Raw genomic sequence first — 20,307 nt, forward strand, 5'->3', positions numbered from 1 at the left:
CTTCCGGGGCTCGCGCTTTACTGCGTCTTGATACCTAGCGACTCGGCCAGCTGTCGGGCAAGCTGGTTTTTATCATCTGCGCCATATTCCCAGAACATGCCGCCCGCTAACCCTTTGCTCTTGATGTAATCGGCTTTGATCGCCACCGAACGAGGGTTCTCGTAGGACAGGGCGAATAGCGCTTTGCCATCGGTTGATTTTACCGATAACCACGGCACCTTCGCTTCATCATCCCAATGCTCAGTAAAGCGTTTCTGCGGATCGTTTAGTAGTTTGGCGACAATATCGTTGTATTTCACATAGGTATCTTTGCTCAGGTCATAACCCAGCGATTTAAACAACTCGATTTGCTGCGCCCCGAAGTAAGGTTGGGTGGCCGGGTTTTTCTGCGCATCCGGCTTACTCCAGTCGATGCCTGGCTCGACGGCACGTTTCGGTACCCGGCCATAGAAACCAATACCGAGATTCATTTGGCTGGGTTTGAGACCAGCAGCCAGATAGTTATTAACCACAAAATCGGCGCTGTATTTATCCGCTGCGGCCGCCGTCGGCCAGTGGCGGGAGTCATACAGATTGGAGTTGAAATATTGCGTGCCGTAGGCCATGTCGTAGGTCATCAGATTGATGTAATCCAGCTGCGGGGCGACCGCTTTCACGTCGACCCAGCTTTTTGGACTTTCAACATTAGCGCCCACGGCGATGGTCACCAGTTTCTTAGTGCCAACGGCGGCACGCAGTTCTTTAAGCAACGCGGTAAAGTTATCGCGATCCGCCGGTTGGCTAGCCACTAATCCCCAGGCGCCGTTAACCGGAAATTCCCAGTCAAGATCGATGCCATCAAGGCCATACTGGTTAATGACCTGCTGAACCGAACGAATAAACACCGCCCGGCTTTCCGGCGTGGCTGCCGCGCCGGAAAATCCACGCGCGCCCCAGCCGCCGACGGAGAGCAGGACTTTTAGATCCGGGTTTTGCTGACGTAGCGCCGGCACTTTTTGTAAATCCGCCTGTACTTTCGGCGACAGCCAGATTTGATGGAGATGGTCAGGATCTTTCAGCGCGTCGTTGGTCTCGTCTTTTTCATCGTTGTAGATAAGGCCGAACGAGTAGTTAAGATGGGTTATTTGTCGGACATCAAGCTTGTCGATATCGCCGCCGGGGCCTGCGGTGACGTCGCCGCCGCCGTTAAAGTAGCCGACCGACATGTAAGATTGCGCGGAAACGACAGAGGCGCAGAGCAGGGGTAATGCTGCCAGCAAGGGCAAAAGTTTCATCGGAGTTCCTCTTTGACAATGATATACCCGTCATACTTCAAGCTGCAGATGCGTTGGCAGCGTGCACTCACCCCAGTCACATAGTTATCTATGCTCCTGGGGATTCGCGCCCTTGCCGCCTTTCTACAACTTGAATTATTTAGGGTATAAATAAGCACACGCCACGGAAATGGCGTGGCGAAAAAACAGCCTGCCCACAGTATCAGCCCTTATCCAGGGAAACTGCGAGACAGCTCAATTTATCGAGGTCAACGAGGCGGTAAATACCGCCCGGCGTGAGGTCAGGGCTGGGTTTCCAGCCAGTCATCAAGGGTGTAGAGCGTGGCTCCGGCGGCGGCCATGTCCATAAAGGCAACGGCGCTGTCCTGCGGCTGCAGGTTGACACCGCGACAGCCGTCGGTGATAACGTTAACGGTGTAGCCCAAATCCAGCGCATCGAGCACGGTAAATTTAACGCAGTAATCCGTCGCGAGGCCAAGAATGTTCAGCTCCGTCACGCCGTGCGCGCGTAGCCAGCCATCCAGTTCGGTTTTCTGCCGGTGACCGTTGTCGAAAAACGCGCTGTAGCTGTCGATTGCCGGGTTTTGCCCTTTATGAAACACGGCGTTGATGGCCTGCTGTTTCAGTAACGGGTGCAGCGCGGCGCCATCGCTATGCTGCACGCAGTGATCGGGCCAGAAAGTCTGCGGCAGGCCATCAAGCTCGCCCTGGGCATAGGGTTCTGCCTGATGCTGGCTGGCAAAGCTGCCGTGGTTGGCCGGATGCCAGTCCTGGCTTGCGATGATGGCGTCGCCGCGCGCCAGGCTCCAGTCGATCAGCTGATTTGCGATATCAATGGTGCTATCGCCTTCGGGGACGGCTAGCGCGCCGCCGGCGCAGAAATCGTTTTGCAGGTCGACCAATAGCAGTGCGCGGTGGCTCATAGCATGCTCCTTATTCATCGGGGGTCAGCTCGCCGCGCAGGTTTTGCTGCATGGCGTTTCGAATGGCCGCACCATCAAGGTTCTGACTGAGCAGATAGTGTAGCTTGGTCAGCGTCGCTTCCACGGTCATATCAAAACCGCTAATGACACCGGCCTGCGCCAGTGCGTTGCCGGTGGCGTAGCCGCCCATATTCACCTTACCCGACATGCATTGCGTCAGATTCACCACCACGATACCGCGCTGGCTGGCTTCCGCCAGGACCTGAATAAACTCGCCGTTCTGCGGCGCATTGCCTACGCCATAAGAGCGCAGGATCAGCGCTTTCACCGGCTGACGCAGGAAGTTACGCACCACATCGGCAGAAATCCCCGGATAGATGGTAACCACGCCGATCGGCTGCGGCGTAATTGGGTGAACGATCAGCTCGCCATTTCCGTGCGGCGCCGGCGGGGTACCGAGACGGCGGATATGGATGCCGGCCTCCAGCAGTGGCGCGAGGTTTGGCGAAGCAAAGGCATCAAAACCGTCTGCGTGGGCCTTAGTCGTGCGGTTGCCGCGATACAAACGATTATTGAAGAACAGCGAAACTTCGTTGATGGGATAGTTGGCGGCGACGTACAGCGCATTGAGCAAATTGATTTGCCCATCGGAACGCAGCTCGGCTAGCGGGATTTGTGACCCTGTCACAATCACCGGCTTACCTAAGTTCTCCAGCATGAACGACAGCGCCGAAGCGGTGAAGGCCATGGTATCGGTGCCGTGCAGGATAACAAAGCCATCGTATTGGTCGTAGTGGTCGCGAATATCGTCAGCGATATGCTGCCAGTCTTCCGGCGTCATATCAGACGAATCCATCAACGGCGCATATTCATGAATAGTGAAGTCCGGCATCTCCGGGCGGTGGAACTCGGGCATCAGCGCCAGCTGGCGCTGCAGGTGGCCGGAAACGGGGATATAACCGTGATCGGAGCGCTGCATACCGATGGTCCCACCGGTGTAGGCAACGTAAATCGATTTCTTTTGCATAGCATCGCTTAGGTTGGATGTGAACAGGCGCAGTATAAAGTGGCAGGCAAAAAAATAAAGCGCTAACCCTGGGAGTTGCAGAGAAGCGCTTGAATTTAATGTTGTTGAAACGCTGCCCCACGGCGGGGGCAGACGGGGGATTAACGAATATTGGCGCAGGTCAGACAGAAGGCATAGCGATTCTGCGGATCGTTAAATGCCGCCAGTTTATCGCTTTCCGTTTTCACAACGTCCGCGGCTGCCGCAACCGGCGCAGGCAGGTATGCCTGGATGGCGGCCGGCAGAGCCGCGCGCACTGAACCGGTCAGGCTATCCATCACCATCGCGAAGAACGTTGGTTCTTCCTGATACCAGGTGATATGCCACTGTTTCAGTTTCGCCAGCTCCGCGGCTTTCGCCACCGCGTCGTCGAAATCGCCGAGGCTATCCACCAGACCGTTGGCCTTGGCGTCTTCACCGGTCCAGACGTGGCCTTGCGCGATTTGGTCAATCTTCTCCGGCGTGCTCTTACGCGCGTTAGCCACCAGGGTGATAAAGCGCTTATAGCCGTTTTCGATGCTCAGCTGTATTAACTGCTGCACTTCCGGCGGCAGCGATTTGGTGGTTGAGACATCGGCCAACGGCGAGGTGGCGACGCCATCGGTATGGACGCCAATTGAACCGAGCGTATTTTCCACCGTGTTAATCACGCCAAAGATACCGATGGAGCCGGTAAGGGTGCTCGGGTTCGCCACGATGTAATCCGCAGGGGTGGAGATCCAGTAACCGCCGGATGCCGCCATGCCGCCCATTGAGACCACCACCGGTTTACCCGCCGCTTTCGCCGCCGCCAGTTCTTCGCGGATGACCTCCGAGGCGCTGACGCTGCCGCCAGGACTGTTGACGCGCAGAACGATCGCTTTCACTTTCGGATCCAGGCGCGCGTCGCGGATTTGCGCCGCGGTGGTATCGCCGCCGACGTTACCCGGCGTTTCTTCACCATCCATGATGGCGCCGTTCGCAAAGATAACCGCGACCGCTGAACCCTGTTCAGCAGGCGCTTTGACGTTGTAATCGTAGTAGCTGATGGCGCGATAGTTGTTATCCGCTTTGCTCCAGCCAAACTGCTTAGTCAGCGCCTTTTCCACTTCCGTCGAGGTGGCCAGCTCGTCGACCAGCTTGTTATCCAGCGCGTATTTCGCGGTATCGCCATCGACTTTACGCAGGCCGTCGATCACGCCCTGAGCGCCGGGGAACAGCTGCTGCGCGGTGATCTGGCGGTTAGCGGCAATAGTGTTGAGATAGTTCTGCCACAGTTCGCCGATCCAACGGCTGTCCGCTTCACGCGCAGCCGGCGACATGTCGTCGCGAATAAACGGCTCGACGGCGGATTTGTAGGTACCGACGCGGAAAACGTGGGTCGAGACTTTCAGTTTATCCAGCAGCGATTTGTAGTACAGACCGTTGGTGGCAAAACCGTGCAGGTCGACTTCACCCTGCGGCGAGAGCCAAATTTTATTGGCGAAGCTCGCCAGGTAGTATTGCCCCTGGGTGTAGCTGCTGCCGACGGCATATACCGGTTTACCGCTGTCGCGGAACTCGCGTAGCGCTTTACCGATGTACTGCATCGAAGGCTGATCGCCGCCGACGAAGTTTTTCAGATCCAGTACGATACCGGTGATATTACGGTCGTCTTTCGCCTGGCGAATCGTCTGTACGATATCGAACAGTGAGTTCTCCTGCAGACGATCGGAACTGGCGCCGAACAGCTGGCGGCCGATGACCCCGAGCTTGCTGCTGGCGGAAGGCTTATCAACGACCACGCCGGTGATGTCCATCAGCAGCGCGCCGCGTGCGGTATGTTCCGCGGTGCTGCTGCTAAACTGTGCCCAGATGCCGACGCAAATCAGCACTAAAACCAGGAACACCAGGTTCAGCGCGAATTGGCGAATGAAATTGAGTATTCGCCATGTCCATTTAAAAAATCCGGCAAGAAATCGCCAAAGGGTTCGCATGTATTCTCCCTAATATTTTGATGATGGGTCAGCCGCAGGGGCTGCCGCGTCTGGCTATCCTAAAGAGAGTGCCGACGCTTGTCAGCAGGAATCACCCATCGGGCTGTAACAAAATCCATGCGCATGTTAATTTTATGCAAAATGACATCACAGGAGTTACACAGATGGATGCTCTCGAACTACTGGTAAATCGCCGCAGCGCGTCGCGCCTGACCGACCCGGCTCCGGCTGGCGAACAGCTGGAAAATATCCTTCATGCGGGGATGCGCGCGCCGGATCACGGTACGTTACAGCCGTGGCGGTTCTTTATTATTGCCGATGATGGTCGCGAACGCTTTAGTCAACTGCTGGAAAAAGGGGCGATGGCCGCCGGGCAGGATGAAAAAGCCATTGAAAAAGCACGCAATGCGCCGTTTCGCGCACCGTTGATTATCGCGGTGGTCGCGCGCTGCGAAGAGCATCCGAAGGTGCCGCAGTGGGAACAGGAGATGTCCGCCGGATGCGCGGTGATGGCGATGCAAATGGCCGCAGTGGCGCAGGGCTTTAACGGTATCTGGCGTAGCGGCGCGTTAACCGAGAGTCCGGTTGTCCGCGAAGGCTTTGGCTGCCGCGAGCAGGACAAAATTGTCGGTTTCCTTTACCTCGGCACGCCGCAGTTAAAAGCAGCAACCACGTTTGCGCGACCGGATACCGCGCCGTTCGTCACGCGCTTCTGAGTCAACGCTTGTTACGCCGGGTGGCGGCTGGCGCCTTACCCGGCCTACGGGGCGTGCGGCCTGCCGTTAATGTATTCATCACGCTGGCTGAAACTAATGGTGCTGGTGAGCTCAAAATCCCCGGTGGCGCTGCTGCTTACCGGGGCTACAGCGCTTTGCGACTTGGTAGCCCGGAGAAGGCGCAGCGCGCCGCCTCCGGGAATGCAAGGGCGATGACGTTACTTCTGCGTTTTGGCGAATTCATCTTTGGCTTTCTGCAACTGCTGCTGGAAAGCCGGATTGGTATGCAGGGTCGCCACTACCGCCGAGCCGACAATACGCGCCGCATCGACGTCGCTCTGCCAATGATAGCCGCAGATAACCCGGCTTTCGCCCAGCTCATAGCCGCGCTTGAGAATTTCGTTTTGTCGTTGCGGGTTGATCTCCGCCAGTACCAGCGCGGTTGCCCAACCGATTGAGGTGTGACCGGAAGGATAAGAGCCGTTTTTCGACAGCTTGTCCTGCTCGGTGGTGTTACAGGTTGAGACGCCGTAGAACGCAAACGGGCGAATGCGCATATATTTTTCTTTCGCGCTGCGGGTGGCCAGATCGCCGGCATCCTCAATCATATTCGTCAGCAGCTTATGCAGCTGCGGCGCGTCTTTTTCGGTGATGGGCGAACCAAAGGCGCTGGAGAAGGCATTCGCCACGCCGCCGGCGCTAAGGTTGGCATCTTCAGCCGCCAGTTTACCGCGTTCGGTATTGCGCAGCAGCCGTCCTTTCTCATACATCGCCTGATCGTTTAAAAATGCGATACTGCCAACTTCCGGCGGCGGCGGCAACAGCGCCAGGCTATCGATGGCCTGGGCATTTTTCAGATAATAGAGATCGGGTTTGGTTGTCGCATCGTTGCCGGCAGGGACCAGTGCGAAAGCGTTAACGGAAAACAGGCTGGCGAGGCAGAGGGCGAGAACGCGCTTTTTCATCTACATTTCCTTACGGTGTTATATGTCCAGAACAATGGTTTTGTTTTTAGTCACATTTTTGTCATCTGTAAGTAAAAGTTAAAATCACATTGAAAAAATTGTTCGGTATCGCAAAAACGCATATTTGTCTGCTTAATGAGCAACCACTCGCGATTTCGGACTGTCGCACTTATCACCTTGCCGTTTGGGCGCTACCATAGCGGGATTGCAATGACAGGAGATGTCCATGAGCGAGCAAGCTATTCGTTTAACGCAATACAGCCACGGAGCCGGTTGCGGTTGTAAAATTTCCCCCAAAGTGCTGGAAACCATTCTGCATAGCGAGCAGGCGAAGTTTGTCGACCCGAACCTGCTTGTCGGCAACGAAACCAGCGATGATGCGGCGGTCTACGATCTGGGTAACGGGACGTCGATCATCAGCACCACCGATTTTTTCATGCCGATCGTCGATAATCCTTTTGATTTTGGCCGTATCGCGGCGACTAACGCCATCAGCGACATTTTCGCCATGGGCGGCAAACCGATTATGGCGATTGCGATACTTGGCTGGCCAATCAACACGCTGGCGCCGGAGATTGCTCGCGAAGTGGTTGAAGGCGGGCGTTTTGCCTGCCAGCAGGCCGGAATTGCGCTAGCGGGCGGTCACTCCATCGATGCGCCGGAACCGATTTTCGGGCTCGCGGTGACCGGCGTGGTACCAACCGAACGTATCAAGAAAAACAGCACCGCGCAGGCGGGCTGTAAGCTGTATCTGACCAAACCACTGGGCATTGGCGTGCTGACTACCGCCGAGAAGAAATCGTTGCTGAAGCCGGAACACCAGGGGCTGGCGACGGAAACCATGTGCCAGATGAACCTTGCCGGCGCCGCATTTGCCAATATCGAAGGGGTAAAAGCGATGACGGACGTCACCGGTTTCGGCCTGCTGGGGCATCTTAGCGAAGTCTGCCGCGGCGCGGGCGTTCAGGCGCAGCTAAATTACGCCGATATCCCGAAACTGCCGGGCGTTGAAGCCTATATCGCCGCCGGAGCGGTGCCGGGCGGCACCGGGCGCAACTTTGCCAGCTACGGTCATTTGATGGGCGAGATGCCGGCGGAATGGCGCGATCTGCTGTGCGATCCGCAAACTTCCGGCGGCCTGCTGCTGGCGGTAACGCCGGAAGCTGAAGCCGAAGTCCAGGCCGCTGCCGCGGAATTTGGCATCAAGCTTGCCGCCATTGGCGAGCTGGTAACCGCCCGCGGCGGGCGTCCAATGATCGAGATCCGTTGATTAGATGCGGTTGTTTATTGCAGAAAAACCGAGTCTCGGTCGCGCTATCGCCGATGTGTTGCCAAAACCGCATCGCAAAGGCGATGGTTTTATTGAGTGCGGCAACGGGCAGGTGGTCACCTGGTGTATCGGCCACCTGCTGGAGCAGGCGCAGCCGGATGTTTACGACGGCCGCTATGCGCGCTGGAATCTGCTCGACCTGCCCATCGTTCCGGAAAAGTGGCAACTACAACCAAAACCGTCGGTCACAAAACAGCTGAACGTCATCAAGCGCTTGCTTGGCGAGGCGCAGGAAGTGGTTCATGCGGGTGACCCGGATAGAGAAGGGCAACTGCTGGTCGATGAAGTGCTGGACTACCTGCAGCTGGCGCCGGAAAAGCGCCAGCAGGTGCAGCGTTGCCTGATTAACGACCTTAACCCACAGGCGGTTGAACGGGCGATTAACCGCCTGCGCGCGAATAGCGAGTTTGTCCCGCTGTGCGTGTCGGCGCTGGCCCGCGCTCGCGCCGACTGGCTGTATGGCATCAACATGACCCGCGCCTACACCATTCTCGGGCGTAATGCCGGCTATCAGGGAGTGTTGTCGGTTGGCCGCGTACAGACGCCGGTATTGGGGCTGGTAGTCCGTCGCGATGAAGAGATTGAAAACTTCGTCGCCAAAGATTTCTTTGACGTCAAAGCGCATATTGTCACGCCGCAAGACGAGCGGTTTATCGCCACCTGGGTGCCAAGCGAAGCCTGCGAACCCTATCAGGATGAAGAGGGGCGTTTACTGCATCGTCCGCTGGCCGAGCATGTCGTTAAACGCATAGAAGGGCAGCCGGCAATCGTAACCGGCTATAACGATAAACGCGATTCCGAACCGGCGCCGCTGCCGTTTTCGCTGTCGGCGTTGCAGATTGAGGCGGCGAAACGCTTCGGCTTCAGCGCGCAGAACGTGCTGGATATCTGCCAGAAGCTGTATGAGACCCATAAGCTAATTACCTATCCGCGTTCGGATAGCCGCTATCTGCCGGAAGAACACTTTGCTGGCCGCCATGCGGTACTGAACGCGATTAGCGTCCATGCGCCGGATCTACTACCGCAGCCGGTGATGGATCCGGAGATCCGCAACCGCTGCTGGGATGATAAAAAGGTCGATGCGCACCACGCGATTATCCCGACCGCGCGCAGCAGTCAGGTTAAACTCAACGATAACGAAGAGAAGGTGTACAACCTGATCGCTCGTCAGTATCTGATGCAGTTCTGCCCGGATGCGGTATTCCGCAAGTGCCAGATTGACCTTGATATTGCTAACGGCAAATTTGTCGCTAAGGCGCGCTTCCTCGCCGAAGCGGGCTGGCGCGCGCTGCTTGGCAACAAAGAGCGCGACGAAGAGAACGACGGTACGCCGCTGCCGGTGGTCGCCAAAGGCGATGAGCTATTGTGCGAAAAAGGTGAAGTGGTGGAGCGACAGACCCAGCCGCCGCGCCACTTTACCGACGCGACGCTACTGTCGGCGATGACCGGTATTGCCCGCTTTGTGCAGGATAAAGAACTGAAAAAGATCCTCCGCGCAACCGACGGTCTGGGGACGGAAGCGACCCGTGCAGGGATTATCGAGCTGCTGTTTAAGCGCGGTTTCCTGAATAAAAAGGGGCGCTATATCCACTCATCGGACGCCGGTCGGGCGCTAATCCATTCCCTGCCGGAAATGGCCGCGCGCCCGGATATGACCGCCCATTGGGAGTCGGTATTGACGCAAATCAGCGAAAAACAGTGCCGCTATCAGGACTTTATGCAGCCGCTGGTAGGGACGCTTTTCCAGCTTATCGATCAGGCGCGGAGCACGCCGGTGCGCCAGTTCCGCGGGCTGGTTGCGCCAGGCGGAGCGAAAAAATCGTTTAGTAAAGGGAAGGGTAAGCCGAAAGGCAAAAAGCCGGCGGCGGATATCGCGCCGGAAAGTCCGCAATAATGTCTCCGCCCCTCGCCACGGAGGGGCTTAGCTAAAACGCCCTTCCGCCTGAGGGCGCTTAACCCGGTTGAGGGTTTTCCCGCATATCATTTCCGCCTCCCTGCTCTAAAATAGGGTCATTGATGTTAAAGAAGGGATGATGATGGCAAACGATCCAATGGACAGTATCCTCAAAATCAGATCGGTCAGCACCATGGCTGAACTGCAACGACACGTCAGAAACGTGATGTCCGCTTTTGGCTATGACCGGATCGTACTATTTTCTATTTCCCCACTACGTACTCCCTATATTGAACGCATTTACTGGATTGAAGGGCACTGGTTTGACGATGAGGTAGATGAACAAACCTACCTGCAGCGCTGTCCGGTCAACCAGCATTTCATCCATACCTCCCGGCCATTTTTGTGGCGAAAAACCGGTAGTGACACGGCCAGCAGTGAGTATCAAATTGTCGACGTTCCCTTGAAAGGCGCGCTTCATGGCATGCAGATCCCCATTTTCGGCCGCACGGGGATTGAAGGGGCGCTGAGCCTTGGCGGCATGGCCATCGACGCTTCTCCACGAGCCGAAATGCTGCTGATGTTACTGGGCATAGAGGCATTTCATTGCGCGCGGAGATTGTTGAGCTCTGTTGAGGAAGGTAACGCAACCGTACTGACCCGGAGAGAAATCGAAGTACTCACTCTGGTAGCCAAAGGGCTTAGGCAGGGAGACATTGCCGCCGTGCTGGGGATCTCTGAACGTACGGTGGAGAATCATTTGCGCCATGCGCGCGGTCGCCTGAGAGTGGTGACCACGGCGCAGGCCGTCCAGGTGGCGATGCTGAACGGTGAAATATCGCCGCCACACAGTGAATAATCGCTATATCCGCAGATGAAAAGGAAAAGATGATGAGCGAACAAATCAGTAAACAACCGCAAGTGGACCATGCTGAAGAGAATGCTTTTTTTCCTTCGGCCTATTCTCTCAGCCAGTTTACCAGCCCGGTGTCTGACCTCAGCGGCGCTGATTACACGCGGCGCTATAATGGACGGCGGAAAGTGCTGGTTATCGCCGCCGATGAACGTTATCTGCCTACCGATAACGGCGCGCTCTTTTCGACCGGTAATCATCCGGTAGAGACGCTGCTGCCGATGTACCATCTGCACGCCGCAGGTTTCGATTTTGATATTGCGACGCTCTCCGGGCAAATGGTCAAGTTTGAATACTGGGCGATGCCGCGCGAAGACCAAAAGATTATGCCGTTCTTCGAGCGTTATCTTCCGCAGTTCCGCCAGCCCCTGGCCCTTTCTGACGTCGTAGCGCAGCTGGATGCTGATAGCGATTATGCGGCGGTATTTATTCCCGGCGGCCACGGTGCGCTTATCGGCCTGCCGGAGAGCGAAGCCGTCGCCGAAACGCTGCGCTGGGCGATACGACACGATCGGTTTGTGATTTCGCTCTGTCACGGCCCGGCGGCGTTCCTCGCGTTACGACAGGGGGAGAATCCGTTAAACGGTTATGCTATTTGCGCGTTTCCGGATGCCGCCGATAAACAAACGCCTGATATCGGCTATATGCCCGGTCACCTGACCTGGTATTTTGGCGAAGCGTTAAAAGCAATGGGGCTTGAGATCGTAAACAGCGATATTAAAGGTCGTGTACATCAGGACCGTAAAGTACTGACCGGGGACAGCCCTTTTGCGGCGAATGCGCTCGGTCAGTTGGCGGCAAAAGCGTTGCTCGACGAATATGCAAAGTAACAGCAATCTGATGATGAGGGGGAGCAGTGAAGTATATCTCAATTAGTCAACCGGGCGGCCCGGAGGTTCTTCAGATTGGTGAAGGCGACATCCCCTCGGTCGGTGATAACGACGTCCTGATCCAGGTTAAAGCCGCTGGCGTCAATCGGCCGGATATCTTACAGCGACAGGGCGTTTATCCGATGCCGGAAGGGGTAACGCCGATACCCGGACTGGAAGTCGCTGGGGTGGTCGCGGCGGTAGGATCGCAGGTGACGGATTTTCATCCCGGCGATAAGGTTTGCGCCCTGACCAACGGCGGCGGCTATGCGGAGTATTGCGCGGTACCGGCGGGGCAAACGTTGCCAATACCGCCTGGGTTGAGTTTTAGCGAAGCGGCGGCGATACCTGAAACTTTCTTCACCGTGTGGGTGAACCTGTTTCAGATGGGCCGGGCGCAACCTCATGAAAGCGTCCTGATTCACGGCGGGGCCAGCGGCATCGGGACGACGGCGATCCTGTTGTGTCATGAGTTAGGTATGAAAGTCTATACCACCGTCGGGCAGGAAGAAAAAGTGGCGGCGCTGCGTCCTTATGCCACGGCCATCAATTATAAAACCGATGATTTCGCAGAGAAAATCACTCAGCTGACCGATGGTAAAGGCGTCGACGTTATTCTCGATATCGTGGGTGGACCCTATTTTAATCGTAACCTGGAACTGCTGAAACGAAACGGGCGGCTGGTTATTATCGGCTTTATGGGCGGGCGAATCGCCCATGATGTTGATATTCAAACCTTGATGCTCAAGCGCGCGACCGTGACCGGTTCAACGATGCGCGGCCGAAGCGCAGAAGAAAAAAGGCAGATCGCTCAGGCGTTGAAGGACCACGTCTGGCCGCTGCTGTCGCAGGGTAAATGTAAGCCGCTGATTTACGCCAGCTATCCGATGGCTGAAATCGCGCAGGCGCATGCCTGCCTCGATAGCGGTAATCATCTGGGGAAAGTGGTGATTACCATGGAGTAGAGTTGATATCCCCGACGCCGGGCGTCGGGGATAAAGACACAGATTAAATCACACCCTGCGCCAGCATGGCGTCAGCGACCTTGACGAAGCCGGCGATATTGGCGCCGCGGACGTAGTTGGTCTGTTTCTCTTCACCGCCGTACTCGACGCAGGCGTGGTGAATATCCAACATAATGTGATGCAGACGCGCATCCACTTTCTCCGCTTTCCAGCCCATACGCGCGGCGTTTTGCGCCATTTCAAGGCCGGATGTGGCAACGCCGCCGGCGTTGGCTGCTTTGCCCGGCGCGAACAGCACGCCAGCGTCGAGGAACAGATCGGTGGCGGCAATGGTGGTGGGCATGTTGGCGCCTTCGGCAACCGCTTTAACGCCATTGGCGATCAGCATTTGCGCGGCATCGACATCCAGTTCGTTCTGGGTCGCGCACGGCAGCGCGATATCTACCGGCACTGACCACGGCTGCTGGCCTTCGAGGTAGGTCAGACCGAATTCGCGCGCGTAGTCGGCGACGCGGCCGTGGCTACGCTCTTTAATATCGATCAGGCGGGCCAGTTTCTCTTTAGTGAAGCCGGCTTCGTCTACCACCGTACCGTTGGAGTCGGAGGCGGTAATGACGCGCGCGCCGAATTCCATCGCTTTCTCAATGGCGAACTGCGCCACGTTGCCGGAGCCGGATACCGCGACGCGCATCCCTTCGAAGCCCAGACCGTGGCGCTTAAGCATCGCTTCCGTAAAGTAAACCAGACCGTAACCGGTGGCCTCCGGGCGGATGAGACTGCCGCCGAAGGAGAGACCCTTGCCGGTGAAGACGCAGGCGCTGTTGTTGGAAAGTTTGCGCATCATGCCGGCCATAAAGCCGACTTCGCGGCCGCCAACGCCGATATCGCCCGCCGGAACGTCGGTATCCGGGCCGAGGTGACGATACAGTTCCGTCATCAAAGCCTGGCAGAAGCGCATCACTTCGCCGTCGCTTTTACCTTTCGGGTCGAAATCGCTGCCGCCTTTACCGCCGCCCATCGGCAGCGTGGTGAGGGCGTTTTTGAAGGTCTGTTCGAAGCCCAGGAACTTAAGGATCGACAGGTTGACCGACGGATGGAAACGCATACCACCTTTGTATGGGCCAATTGCGGAGTTGAACTGCACACGCCAGGCGCGGTTAACCTGAACCTGATTGCGATCGTCAACCCAGACGACGCGGAACTGGATGACGCGCTCCGGTTCGACCAGGCGTTCCAGCAAATTGAGCTGACGATAGCGCGGATTCTGTTCAAGGAACGGCCACAGAGTGGTCATCACTTCGCAGACGGCCTGAGCGAATTCAGTTTGATGCGGGTCGCGCTGTTGAACGCGGGCGAGAAAACTTTCCAGAGTACACGCCTGATCCATAGATGTAATTTCCCCTTACGGTTGTGGTTGCTTGTTATTTTTTATACCCGGCCTTGAAAAAGCCGATTTTCCGACTATAACACCGGAAATAGTTAGGCTGACAAGGAAAAATTGAGCGCGGAGAAAAATTTATAATCCGACGAGTGTCATAACTAAAAACGATGACCCAGGCCGGAGATGAGGGGGAGAGAAGCTAGCCTGCTTGTTGGTTTATAAAGGCATTCAGCAGAGGAATATCCGCCGGCGCCAGATCAAATTCTAATGCTTGCGACGGCGTACACCAGCGCAGTTCGCTATGGTAACGGGCGACCGGTTCACCTCGAAATTCGGCGACCCACCAGGCATGCAGGTGGATCAAACGTCCGGAAACTTCCCGCTGATGGCTGGCGATATAGCGGGTTGGCCTCGCGACGATAGCCAGCTCCTCTTCCAGCTCGCGCGCTAACGCCTGCGGCTGGCTTTCTCCGGGTTCGATTTTGCCGCCGGCGAACTCCCACAGCCCCGGCTGATCGGCATGCGGCGGGCGCTGCGCCAGGAGAATTTTGCCGTCGCGTTCGATAATCGCGGCGACAACATCAATGATTTTTTGCATAGTTGTCCTGAATCATTCAAATACCGGCCTTGCTTATAATGGCGTATTATCTCCGTCTTTCCCCTGTACCGACAACCTTTTAGCCTGATGGAGCGTCACCGTGCTTGATAGCCGCCTGCACCCCCGATTGAAGCCCGTACTGAATGCCATCGCCCGCGTGCTCGATCGCCCAGGGATCTCCCCTGACGGCCTGACGCTTTTCGGTTTTGCTATCGGCGTGCTGGCCCTGCCGTTTCTGGCGCTCGGCTGGTACGGCGCCGCGCTGGCGGCCATTTTGCTCAACCGGTTGCTGGATGGCCTGGATGGCGCGCTGGCGCGGCGGCGCGGCCTCAGCGATGCGGGCGGGTTTTTGGATATTTCGCTCGATTTTTTGTTTTACGCGCTGGTGCCGTTCGGTTTTATTGTCGCCGACCCGGCGCAAAATGCGCTGGCGGGCGGCTGGCTGCTGTTTGCGTTTATCGGCACCGGCAGCAGCTTCCTGGCGTTTGCGACCCTTGCGGCAAAGCATCAAATTGCCAATCCGGGCTATGCGCATAAATCATTTTATTATCTTGGCGGGTTGACGGAAGGAACGGAGACGATCCTGCTATTTGTACTGTGTTGCCTGTTTCCGGCGCACTTCACCTGGCTGGCGTGGTGCTTCGGCGCGTTATGCTGGCTGACGACCTTCACCCGTATCTGGAGCGGCTACCTGACGCTGAGGGAGGCGCAAAGCCAGAACCTCCCTCAGTAGTCAGATTATTTGCTGCTGTCCGGGCCGCGTTCGCCGGTGGCTACCGGATTTTGCGGATTACCGCTCCATTCATACCAGCCGCCGTCGTAAACGGAGACGTTTTTCCAGCCCATCGCTCTGGCGTACATGAAAGTCTCTGAGGCGCGCCAGCCTGTGCCACAGTAAAACGAGACCTGCTGGTTGGGCAGAATGTTCCACTGTTTCCACATCGCCGCGATATCGTCGGCGCTGCGCATCGTGCCGTCCGGATTATGGAAGTCTTCCATATGGGTGGAATCGCTGCCGGCATGGCCCCAGCGCGCGCCGGCAATATCGCCCTTCGGCTTGATGTAGCTGTAGCCGCTGGTGGTGCCGATAAATTCCGGCCACGAGCGGACGCTGACCAGCGAAGCATCCTGGCGGTGTAGTAACCCACGCGCCTGTTCGGTATTGAGCATTAACTGCGGCTGACCGGGGATCGGCGCGCCGAAATCCGCCGCCGCTTTTTCTGCGGCTGGCATACCGCGTTCGACCGGCAGATTCGCGTCGGACCAGCTTTTCCAACCGCCGTCGAGCAGGCGTACATCTTTCACCCCGGCATACAGCATGATCTGCGCGACGCGCGCGGCGGCGTAGACGTCGCGGCCGTACAGAATCACCGTGGTGTCATGGCGAATACCGTGTTTAGCCAGCATCGCTTTTAGCTGTTCATCGGACACTTTGTTCCACAGCGGCTCGCTTTCCACTTCATTGGTATCGATATAACCGGCGCCGGGAATGTGATTCAGCAGATAAAATTTCGGCGCGCCCCAGGCCACTTCAAACAGTTTCCAGTCGCCTTGCGGGGCGGCGGTAACGGTTTTACCTTGCTGTAAATCGTGGATCCACTGCGGATACACCAGCTGCTCAAAGTGCGGCAGCTTCTGCAGGCGCTCGCTCTGACTGAAGGCGTCGCTAAGCGTGCTGAGCTTCGTGAATCCGGCTTCTTTCAGGCGCGCCGCAACTCTGGCGTTATCCTCGGCGCCGCCATATAACGCGATTGGCGTATCGGCCTGCAGCTGGTGCTGAGTAGCCCATGCGCGCAGTTGTTCGTCGCTCATTGCGCCAAGCCAGGTAGCGGAGAGGTTTAGCGCCTGAGGTTCATGGCCCTGTGGACCGTTGGCGCTTTGCGGCCAACCGTTATAGAAAGCGCTGAGGCGGGTGTCTATCGCCACGCCGTGCCGCTGTTGCAGCGTTGAAAAGTCCAGCGTTGGCATGGTATCAGCGGCGAAAGAAGAGGAAGCAGCAAGCCCCATGAGCAGGGCTAGTGCGGTCAATTGAGAAACACGTTTCATCGAAATGCCCGACGGTAGAAAGAGGAGGGCTCATTCTCTGCTCCTGATAAGGGAATTTCTTTGCGATAACGCAGGTTAGACGGAATTTGCCTGCCAGGCGGCGATATTAATATAGCGTCCGCCCGGCGGGAGATCCTGGCTGTCGTGAGTCACCAGCACCGCCGGGATTGCCAGCCGGTCAATTTCCGCAAATACCCACTGGCGAAAATCGGCGCGGCGTTCTGCGTCCAGGCGATTAAAAGGCTCATCCAGCAGCAGCGCTTGCGGCCTCGCCAGCAGGGCGCGCAGCAGGCTGACGCGCCCGCGCTGTCCGCCGGAGAGCGTGGCCGGATCGCGCGAGGCGAAGCCCGGCATACCGGCGCGCGCCAGCGCGTGCTCGACTTCGGCCCGCCGCGCCGCGCCGCGGATCTCCGCAGGCAGGGCGAGCTGTAAATTGTGCCCCACGCTGAAGTGGTCAAACAGTAGCGCATCCTGAAACAGGATGCCAATGCGCCGCGCTTCGGTGGCGAGCCCGTCGCAGCGGCGTTCGTTGAGCCATAATTCACCTTCAGCGCGAAAGGTGTCGGCAAGCGCGCCGATCATCCAGGCAAAAAGGGTTGATTTACCGCTGCCGGAAGGGCCCATCAGGGTCAACACTTCGCCGGGAGCGACAGAAAAATTGACTCCACACAACAGCGGTTGGCGGTGGAGGGTTAATGTCAGGTCGTTAACGGTTAGCATTAGCGTAATCCCCGGCGACGACGGCCCATAAACCAGGCCATCAGCGCAGTAACCATAAAGCAGATCGCCGGTAGCAGCAATTGCCACAGCGCTTGTGCGGCAAGCCGCCTGCTGTCGCCGCCGCTGCTCAGCGCTACCGCTTCGCTGGTCAACGTCGGCGTCCGTCCGCCGCCGAGCCACACGGTCGGCAGATACTGCGCGATACTCACCGAAAACCCGACCGCCAGCGCGGTGAGCAGCGGTCGCGCCATTGACGGCAGTTTGACCCACCAAAACAGGCGGCCGCGCCGCCAGCCAAGCGTACGGGCAATTAATAACAACCGTGGATCAAGATTGCGCCACGCCGGGGAGAGGATAAACAGCATCCATGGCACGACCCATAACAGATGCCCCCATAATACCGTCATCAATTGACCGTCGAGCCAGCCCACGAGTGCTAATTGATATTGACCATCGGCAAGCGGCAGCGTCGGGATGATTAATGGCAGCCAGAGTCCGTTATATCTGGCGGGACCGAACTCCAGCCACAGCAGACACAGCGCGGCTCCCAGTATCGCTGCGCCCAATGCCAGCCAGAGGCTGTTACCGATCGCCTCAGCCGTTGGCTGCGTCCATTGCGAAATGCCAGCCAATAACAATGCGCAAACCAGACCGCAGGCGGGTACCACCTGCGCCAGAATACGTCCGGTCGCAGCGTTGGCGGGGGCGGCGCGCTTGCCGCATAGTGCGGGAATAGTTTGCCGCCAACGGCGCCAGCCTATCGATGCTATGGCCGCGAAGATTAACGTGAACGCCAACAACAGCAGGCTGGCCAACGCGCCTTTCGCCTGTTGCAACGGATCGCCCTGATTAAGCCACTGCCACGCCAGTACCGCCAGCGTTGGCGGATTTCCCGGACCGATCACTAAAGCGACATCCACCGCCGACAGACTCCAGGCAACGGTGGCCAGCAGAACAAGGCTCATCGATGGCAGCAGCGCCGGCACAATAATCCACTGCAGACATTGCCAGCGGTTGTAGCCGAGGGTTTTCATGACTACGGTGTGGGCCGCCAGCTGTTTTTCACCCAGTACGCCATACGCCACCCACAGTAAAAAAGCGCTCTCTTTGACCGCCATCGTCAGGCCCAGACCGATACCGTAGCGATCGGCCGGTGGGCTCAACGCGGGAAACAGCCGATACAGCCAGCCGCCTTCGGCAAATAGCAGCAGGGCGGCGGTGGCGAAAGCGACATGGGGTACCGCCAGCAGCAGCGGTAATCTTCTCGCAAGGCGCTGCCAGCCGGCGGCTGGCCATAACGCGCCAATCACCGTCAGGGTGATGAACAGCGCGCCGCCCACCGCCAGCAGCGTAGAAGCTAGCGTCGCCGCCAGCGCCTGCGGCAACTGCGGATCGCTTAATAGCGCCCGCCAGGCCGCGGCGTCGACGGCAGGTACCGCCATCAGCGCGGCGGCGGGAAGCAGAGGGAGATAGACAAGCGCTATCGCTCCCCACGTCAGCGCAATTAATGGGTACCGTAGCGGCGCAACCATTCCTGCTCCAGCGCGTCAACCCAGGCGGCGTGCGGTTCAGCCAGCATCGGCGGCGTCGCTTTCGGTTGCACGGCGTACAATGCGGCGCGCTGGGCGTCGTTGAGTTTTTCGGGATCGAGTACGCTGGGATCGCCCCAGATTTGCGGATCGGCTTTGCGTAGCTGAGCCTGCGGCGATAGCAGGAAGTTGGCAACCACCTGTGCGCCTGCCGTAGCGCGGGCGTTGGCGGGGATAGCGACAAAATGCACGTTGCCGAGCATGCCTTGTTTAAAACCGAAGCTATAACTGTCTTGCGGAAGTTCGCCGCTGGCGGCTTTTTGCTGCGCATGCAGCGGATTGAAAGTGAGTGATAGTTGTAGCGTGCCTTGCGCCAGCATCGCGTCCATCCGCGCCGGTGACAGCGGAAAATCGCGACCCTGGCGCCAGAGTAGCGGGTGTAGCCTGGCGAGATAGTCCCATAGTGGCGCGGTCACCGCGGCGAAACTGGCCGCCTGCGGCGGCTGGCGCAGGGCATCCGGTCGATCGGTTAGCGAGATCAGCAACTGCTCAAGGAAAGCGGTGCCGGTAAAATCCGGCGGCCGCGGATAGGTGACGCTGCCTGGATGCGCTGTGGCGAACGCCAGTAGCGCCTGTGCGCTGTCCAGGGGGGCAGACAGCTGCGAGCGGCGAGCGATAAAGGTCAGCTGCGCGCCGCCCCACGGGGATTCCGCGCCGTCGGTGGCGAGGGAGAAATCTTCCCGAACCGGTTTTCGCGTATCGACGTAGCGCCAGTTAGGCAGTTTTTCAGCCCAGCCGCTGCGCAGTAAATTCGCCTGCTTCAACGTGCGGAAATTCTCGCCATTAACCCACAATAAATCGATTGAACCGCCGCGGGAACGACCGGCACGCGCCTCGGTCTGAATACGCTTAACCGCATCGGCGGCATCGGCGATATGTACAATACGCAGATCGACGGCGTAATCACGTTTAACCTCGGCGCTGACCCAGTCGAGGTAGCGGTTAACCGCCGGGTCGCCGCCCCAGGCGTTGAACCACACCGTCTGGCCACGCGCCTGCTGGCTGATGCTCTGCCAGCTCTCGTCGGCGTTGGCGAGAGTCGGGGCCAGCAGCAGCGCGGCAAGCCAAATTAAACAATAACGCAGACTGCGCATATTGACTCC

The 20,307-nt window shown here is 57.9% G+C and carries 18 protein-coding genes; 7 read left to right on the forward strand and 11 right to left on the reverse strand.

The annotated features are described in order from the left end of the window. Window positions 1-17: 17 nt before the first annotated feature. From PGR23_RS03780 to sppA, 4 genes are all read right to left on the reverse strand, one after another. Entirely contained in the window at window positions 18-1,274 is a 1,257-nt protein-coding gene (locus PGR23_RS03780) for a glycoside hydrolase family 18 protein (protein ID WP_396279600.1), read from the reverse strand. A 281-nt stretch (window positions 1,275-1,555) separates the two neighbouring features. Then, window positions 1,556-2,197, reverse strand: coding sequence for a bifunctional nicotinamidase/pyrazinamidase (gene pncA / locus PGR23_RS03785; RefSeq protein ID WP_045393282.1), 642 nt, complete (start codon window positions 2,195-2,197; stop codon window positions 1,556-1,558). Between the two features lie 10 nt (window positions 2,198-2,207). After that, a complete protein-coding gene (ansA, locus tag PGR23_RS03790; protein WP_045393280.1) occupies window positions 2,208-3,224 on the reverse strand; it encodes an asparaginase in 1,017 nt (338 codons plus the stop codon). Between the two features lie 140 nt (window positions 3,225-3,364). Next, window positions 3,365-5,218: a signal peptide peptidase SppA gene (sppA, locus tag PGR23_RS03795; RefSeq protein ID WP_015366153.1), complete on the reverse strand. Its 1,854-nt coding sequence runs from the start codon at window positions 5,216-5,218 to the stop codon at window positions 3,365-3,367. A 164-nt stretch (window positions 5,219-5,382) separates the two neighbouring features. Between sppA and PGR23_RS03800 the strand changes: the two genes are divergently transcribed. Further along, entirely contained in the window at window positions 5,383-5,934 is a 552-nt protein-coding gene (locus PGR23_RS03800; RefSeq protein ID WP_047045108.1) for an NAD(P)H nitroreductase, read from the forward strand. Between the two features lie 218 nt (window positions 5,935-6,152). Here the strand turns inward: PGR23_RS03800 and phoC are convergent, their stop codons facing one another. Next, window positions 6,153-6,899, reverse strand: coding sequence for an acid phosphatase PhoC (phoC, locus tag PGR23_RS03805; RefSeq protein ID WP_015705781.1), 747 nt, complete (start codon window positions 6,897-6,899; stop codon window positions 6,153-6,155). A gap of 226 nt (window positions 6,900-7,125) precedes the next feature. On the opposite strand from phoC, the gene selD reads away from it, so the two are divergent. The 5 genes from selD (at window position 7,126) to PGR23_RS03830 (ending at window position 12,870) form a co-directional block, all read left to right on the forward strand. Continuing rightward, complete coding sequence (gene selD, locus PGR23_RS03810; protein WP_045360482.1) at window positions 7,126-8,169, forward strand: selenide, water dikinase SelD; 1,044 nt, start codon at window positions 7,126-7,128, stop codon at window positions 8,167-8,169. Between the two features lie 4 nt (window positions 8,170-8,173). Then, window positions 8,174-10,123 carry a DNA topoisomerase III gene (locus PGR23_RS03815; RefSeq protein WP_015366158.1) on the forward strand — a complete coding sequence of 650 codons (1,950 nt, stop codon included), beginning with the start codon at window positions 8,174-8,176 and terminating at the stop codon, window positions 10,121-10,123. A gap of 139 nt (window positions 10,124-10,262) precedes the next feature. After that, a complete protein-coding gene (locus tag PGR23_RS03820) occupies window positions 10,263-10,982 on the forward strand; it encodes a PA1136 family autoinducer-binding transcriptional regulator (RefSeq protein ID WP_227508626.1) in 720 nt (239 codons plus the stop codon). 32 nt (window positions 10,983-11,014) lie between these two features. Next, window positions 11,015-11,866: a glyoxalase III HchA gene (hchA, locus tag PGR23_RS03825; RefSeq protein ID WP_047045104.1), complete on the forward strand. Its 852-nt coding sequence runs from the start codon at window positions 11,015-11,017 to the stop codon at window positions 11,864-11,866. Window positions 11,867-11,892: 26 nt separating this feature from the next. Beyond that, complete coding sequence (locus PGR23_RS03830; protein WP_047045103.1) at window positions 11,893-12,870, forward strand: NAD(P)H-quinone oxidoreductase; 978 nt, start codon at window positions 11,893-11,895, stop codon at window positions 12,868-12,870. Window positions 12,871-12,913: 43 nt separating this feature from the next. Here the strand turns inward: PGR23_RS03830 and gdhA are convergent, their stop codons facing one another. Continuing rightward, window positions 12,914-14,257, reverse strand: a complete 1,344-nt coding sequence (gene gdhA, locus PGR23_RS03835; RefSeq protein ID WP_396279601.1) for an NADP-specific glutamate dehydrogenase — start codon at window positions 14,255-14,257, stop codon at window positions 12,914-12,916. A 193-nt stretch (window positions 14,258-14,450) separates the two neighbouring features. Beyond that, window positions 14,451-14,849 carry a pyrimidine (deoxy)nucleoside triphosphate diphosphatase gene (locus PGR23_RS03840; protein ID WP_047077936.1) on the reverse strand — a complete coding sequence of 133 codons (399 nt, stop codon included), beginning with the start codon at window positions 14,847-14,849 and terminating at the stop codon, window positions 14,451-14,453. A gap of 100 nt (window positions 14,850-14,949) precedes the next feature. Between PGR23_RS03840 and PGR23_RS03845 the strand changes: the two genes are divergently transcribed. Continuing rightward, a complete protein-coding gene (locus PGR23_RS03845) occupies window positions 14,950-15,582 on the forward strand; it encodes a CDP-alcohol phosphatidyltransferase family protein (protein WP_047045098.1) in 633 nt (210 codons plus the stop codon). Window positions 15,583-15,587: 5 nt separating this feature from the next. Here PGR23_RS03845 and PGR23_RS03850 read toward each other — a convergent pair whose 3' ends face one another. The 4 genes from PGR23_RS03850 to PGR23_RS03865 form a co-directional block, all read right to left on the reverse strand. After that, window positions 15,588-16,895, reverse strand: coding sequence for a rhodanese-like domain-containing protein (locus tag PGR23_RS03850; protein WP_047045093.1), 1,308 nt, complete (start codon window positions 16,893-16,895; stop codon window positions 15,588-15,590). Between the two features lie 75 nt (window positions 16,896-16,970). Continuing rightward, window positions 16,971-17,615 (reverse strand): ATP-binding cassette domain-containing protein, encoded by a 645-nt coding sequence (locus PGR23_RS03855; RefSeq protein ID WP_430915606.1) that lies wholly within the window; start codon window positions 17,613-17,615, stop codon window positions 16,971-16,973. After that, window positions 17,615-19,147: a thiamine ABC transporter permease gene (locus PGR23_RS03860; RefSeq protein ID WP_396279603.1), complete on the reverse strand. Its 1,533-nt coding sequence runs from the start codon at window positions 19,145-19,147 to the stop codon at window positions 17,615-17,617. Before PGR23_RS03860 ends, PGR23_RS03855 begins: the two co-directional genes overlap by 1 nt. Next, entirely contained in the window at window positions 19,120-20,298 is a 1,179-nt protein-coding gene (locus PGR23_RS03865; protein WP_380376188.1) for an ABC transporter substrate-binding protein, read from the reverse strand. Before PGR23_RS03865 ends, PGR23_RS03860 begins: the two co-directional genes overlap by 28 nt. Window positions 20,299-20,307 lie beyond the last annotated feature (9 nt).

The sequence above is a fragment of the Klebsiella sp. 141162 genome (assembly GCF_050600755.1).
Lineage (GTDB): Bacteria > Pseudomonadota > Gammaproteobacteria > Enterobacterales > Enterobacteriaceae > Klebsiella > Klebsiella aerogenes.

Excerpts from the sequence above, each read along its gene's own strand:
- PGR23_RS03780 (WP_396279600.1), bottom strand. The coding sequence starts at position 1,274 with ATGAAACTTTTGCCCTTGCTGGCAGCATTACCCCTGCTCTGCGCCTCT.
- pncA (WP_045393282.1), bottom strand. The coding sequence starts at position 2,197 with ATGAGCCACCGCGCACTGCTATTGGTCGACCTGCAAAACGATTTCTGC.
- ansA (WP_045393280.1), bottom strand. The coding sequence starts at position 3,224 with ATGCAAAAGAAATCGATTTACGTTGCCTACACCGGTGGGACCATCGGT.
- sppA (WP_015366153.1), bottom strand. The coding sequence starts at position 5,218 with ATGCGAACCCTTTGGCGATTTCTTGCCGGATTTTTTAAATGGACATGG.
- PGR23_RS03800 (WP_047045108.1), top strand. The coding sequence starts at position 5,383 with ATGGATGCTCTCGAACTACTGGTAAATCGCCGCAGCGCGTCGCGCCTG.
- phoC (WP_015705781.1), bottom strand. The coding sequence starts at position 6,899 with ATGAAAAAGCGCGTTCTCGCCCTCTGCCTCGCCAGCCTGTTTTCCGTT.
- selD (WP_045360482.1), top strand. The coding sequence starts at position 7,126 with ATGAGCGAGCAAGCTATTCGTTTAACGCAATACAGCCACGGAGCCGGT.
- PGR23_RS03815 (WP_015366158.1), top strand. The coding sequence starts at position 8,174 with ATGCGGTTGTTTATTGCAGAAAAACCGAGTCTCGGTCGCGCTATCGCC.
- PGR23_RS03820 (WP_227508626.1), top strand. The coding sequence starts at position 10,263 with ATGATGGCAAACGATCCAATGGACAGTATCCTCAAAATCAGATCGGTC.
- hchA (WP_047045104.1), top strand. The coding sequence starts at position 11,015 with ATGAGCGAACAAATCAGTAAACAACCGCAAGTGGACCATGCTGAAGAG.
- gdhA (WP_396279601.1), bottom strand. The coding sequence starts at position 14,257 with ATGGATCAGGCGTGTACTCTGGAAAGTTTTCTCGCCCGCGTTCAACAG.
- PGR23_RS03840 (WP_047077936.1), bottom strand. The coding sequence starts at position 14,849 with ATGCAAAAAATCATTGATGTTGTCGCCGCGATTATCGAACGCGACGGC.
- PGR23_RS03850 (WP_047045093.1), bottom strand. The coding sequence starts at position 16,895 with ATGAAACGTGTTTCTCAATTGACCGCACTAGCCCTGCTCATGGGGCTT.
- PGR23_RS03855 (WP_430915606.1), bottom strand. The coding sequence starts at position 17,615 with ATGCTAACCGTTAACGACCTGACATTAACCCTCCACCGCCAACCGCTG.
- PGR23_RS03860 (WP_396279603.1), bottom strand. The coding sequence starts at position 19,147 with ATGGTTGCGCCGCTACGGTACCCATTAATTGCGCTGACGTGGGGAGCG.
- PGR23_RS03865 (WP_380376188.1), bottom strand. The coding sequence starts at position 20,298 with ATGCGCAGTCTGCGTTATTGTTTAATTTGGCTTGCCGCGCTGCTGCTG.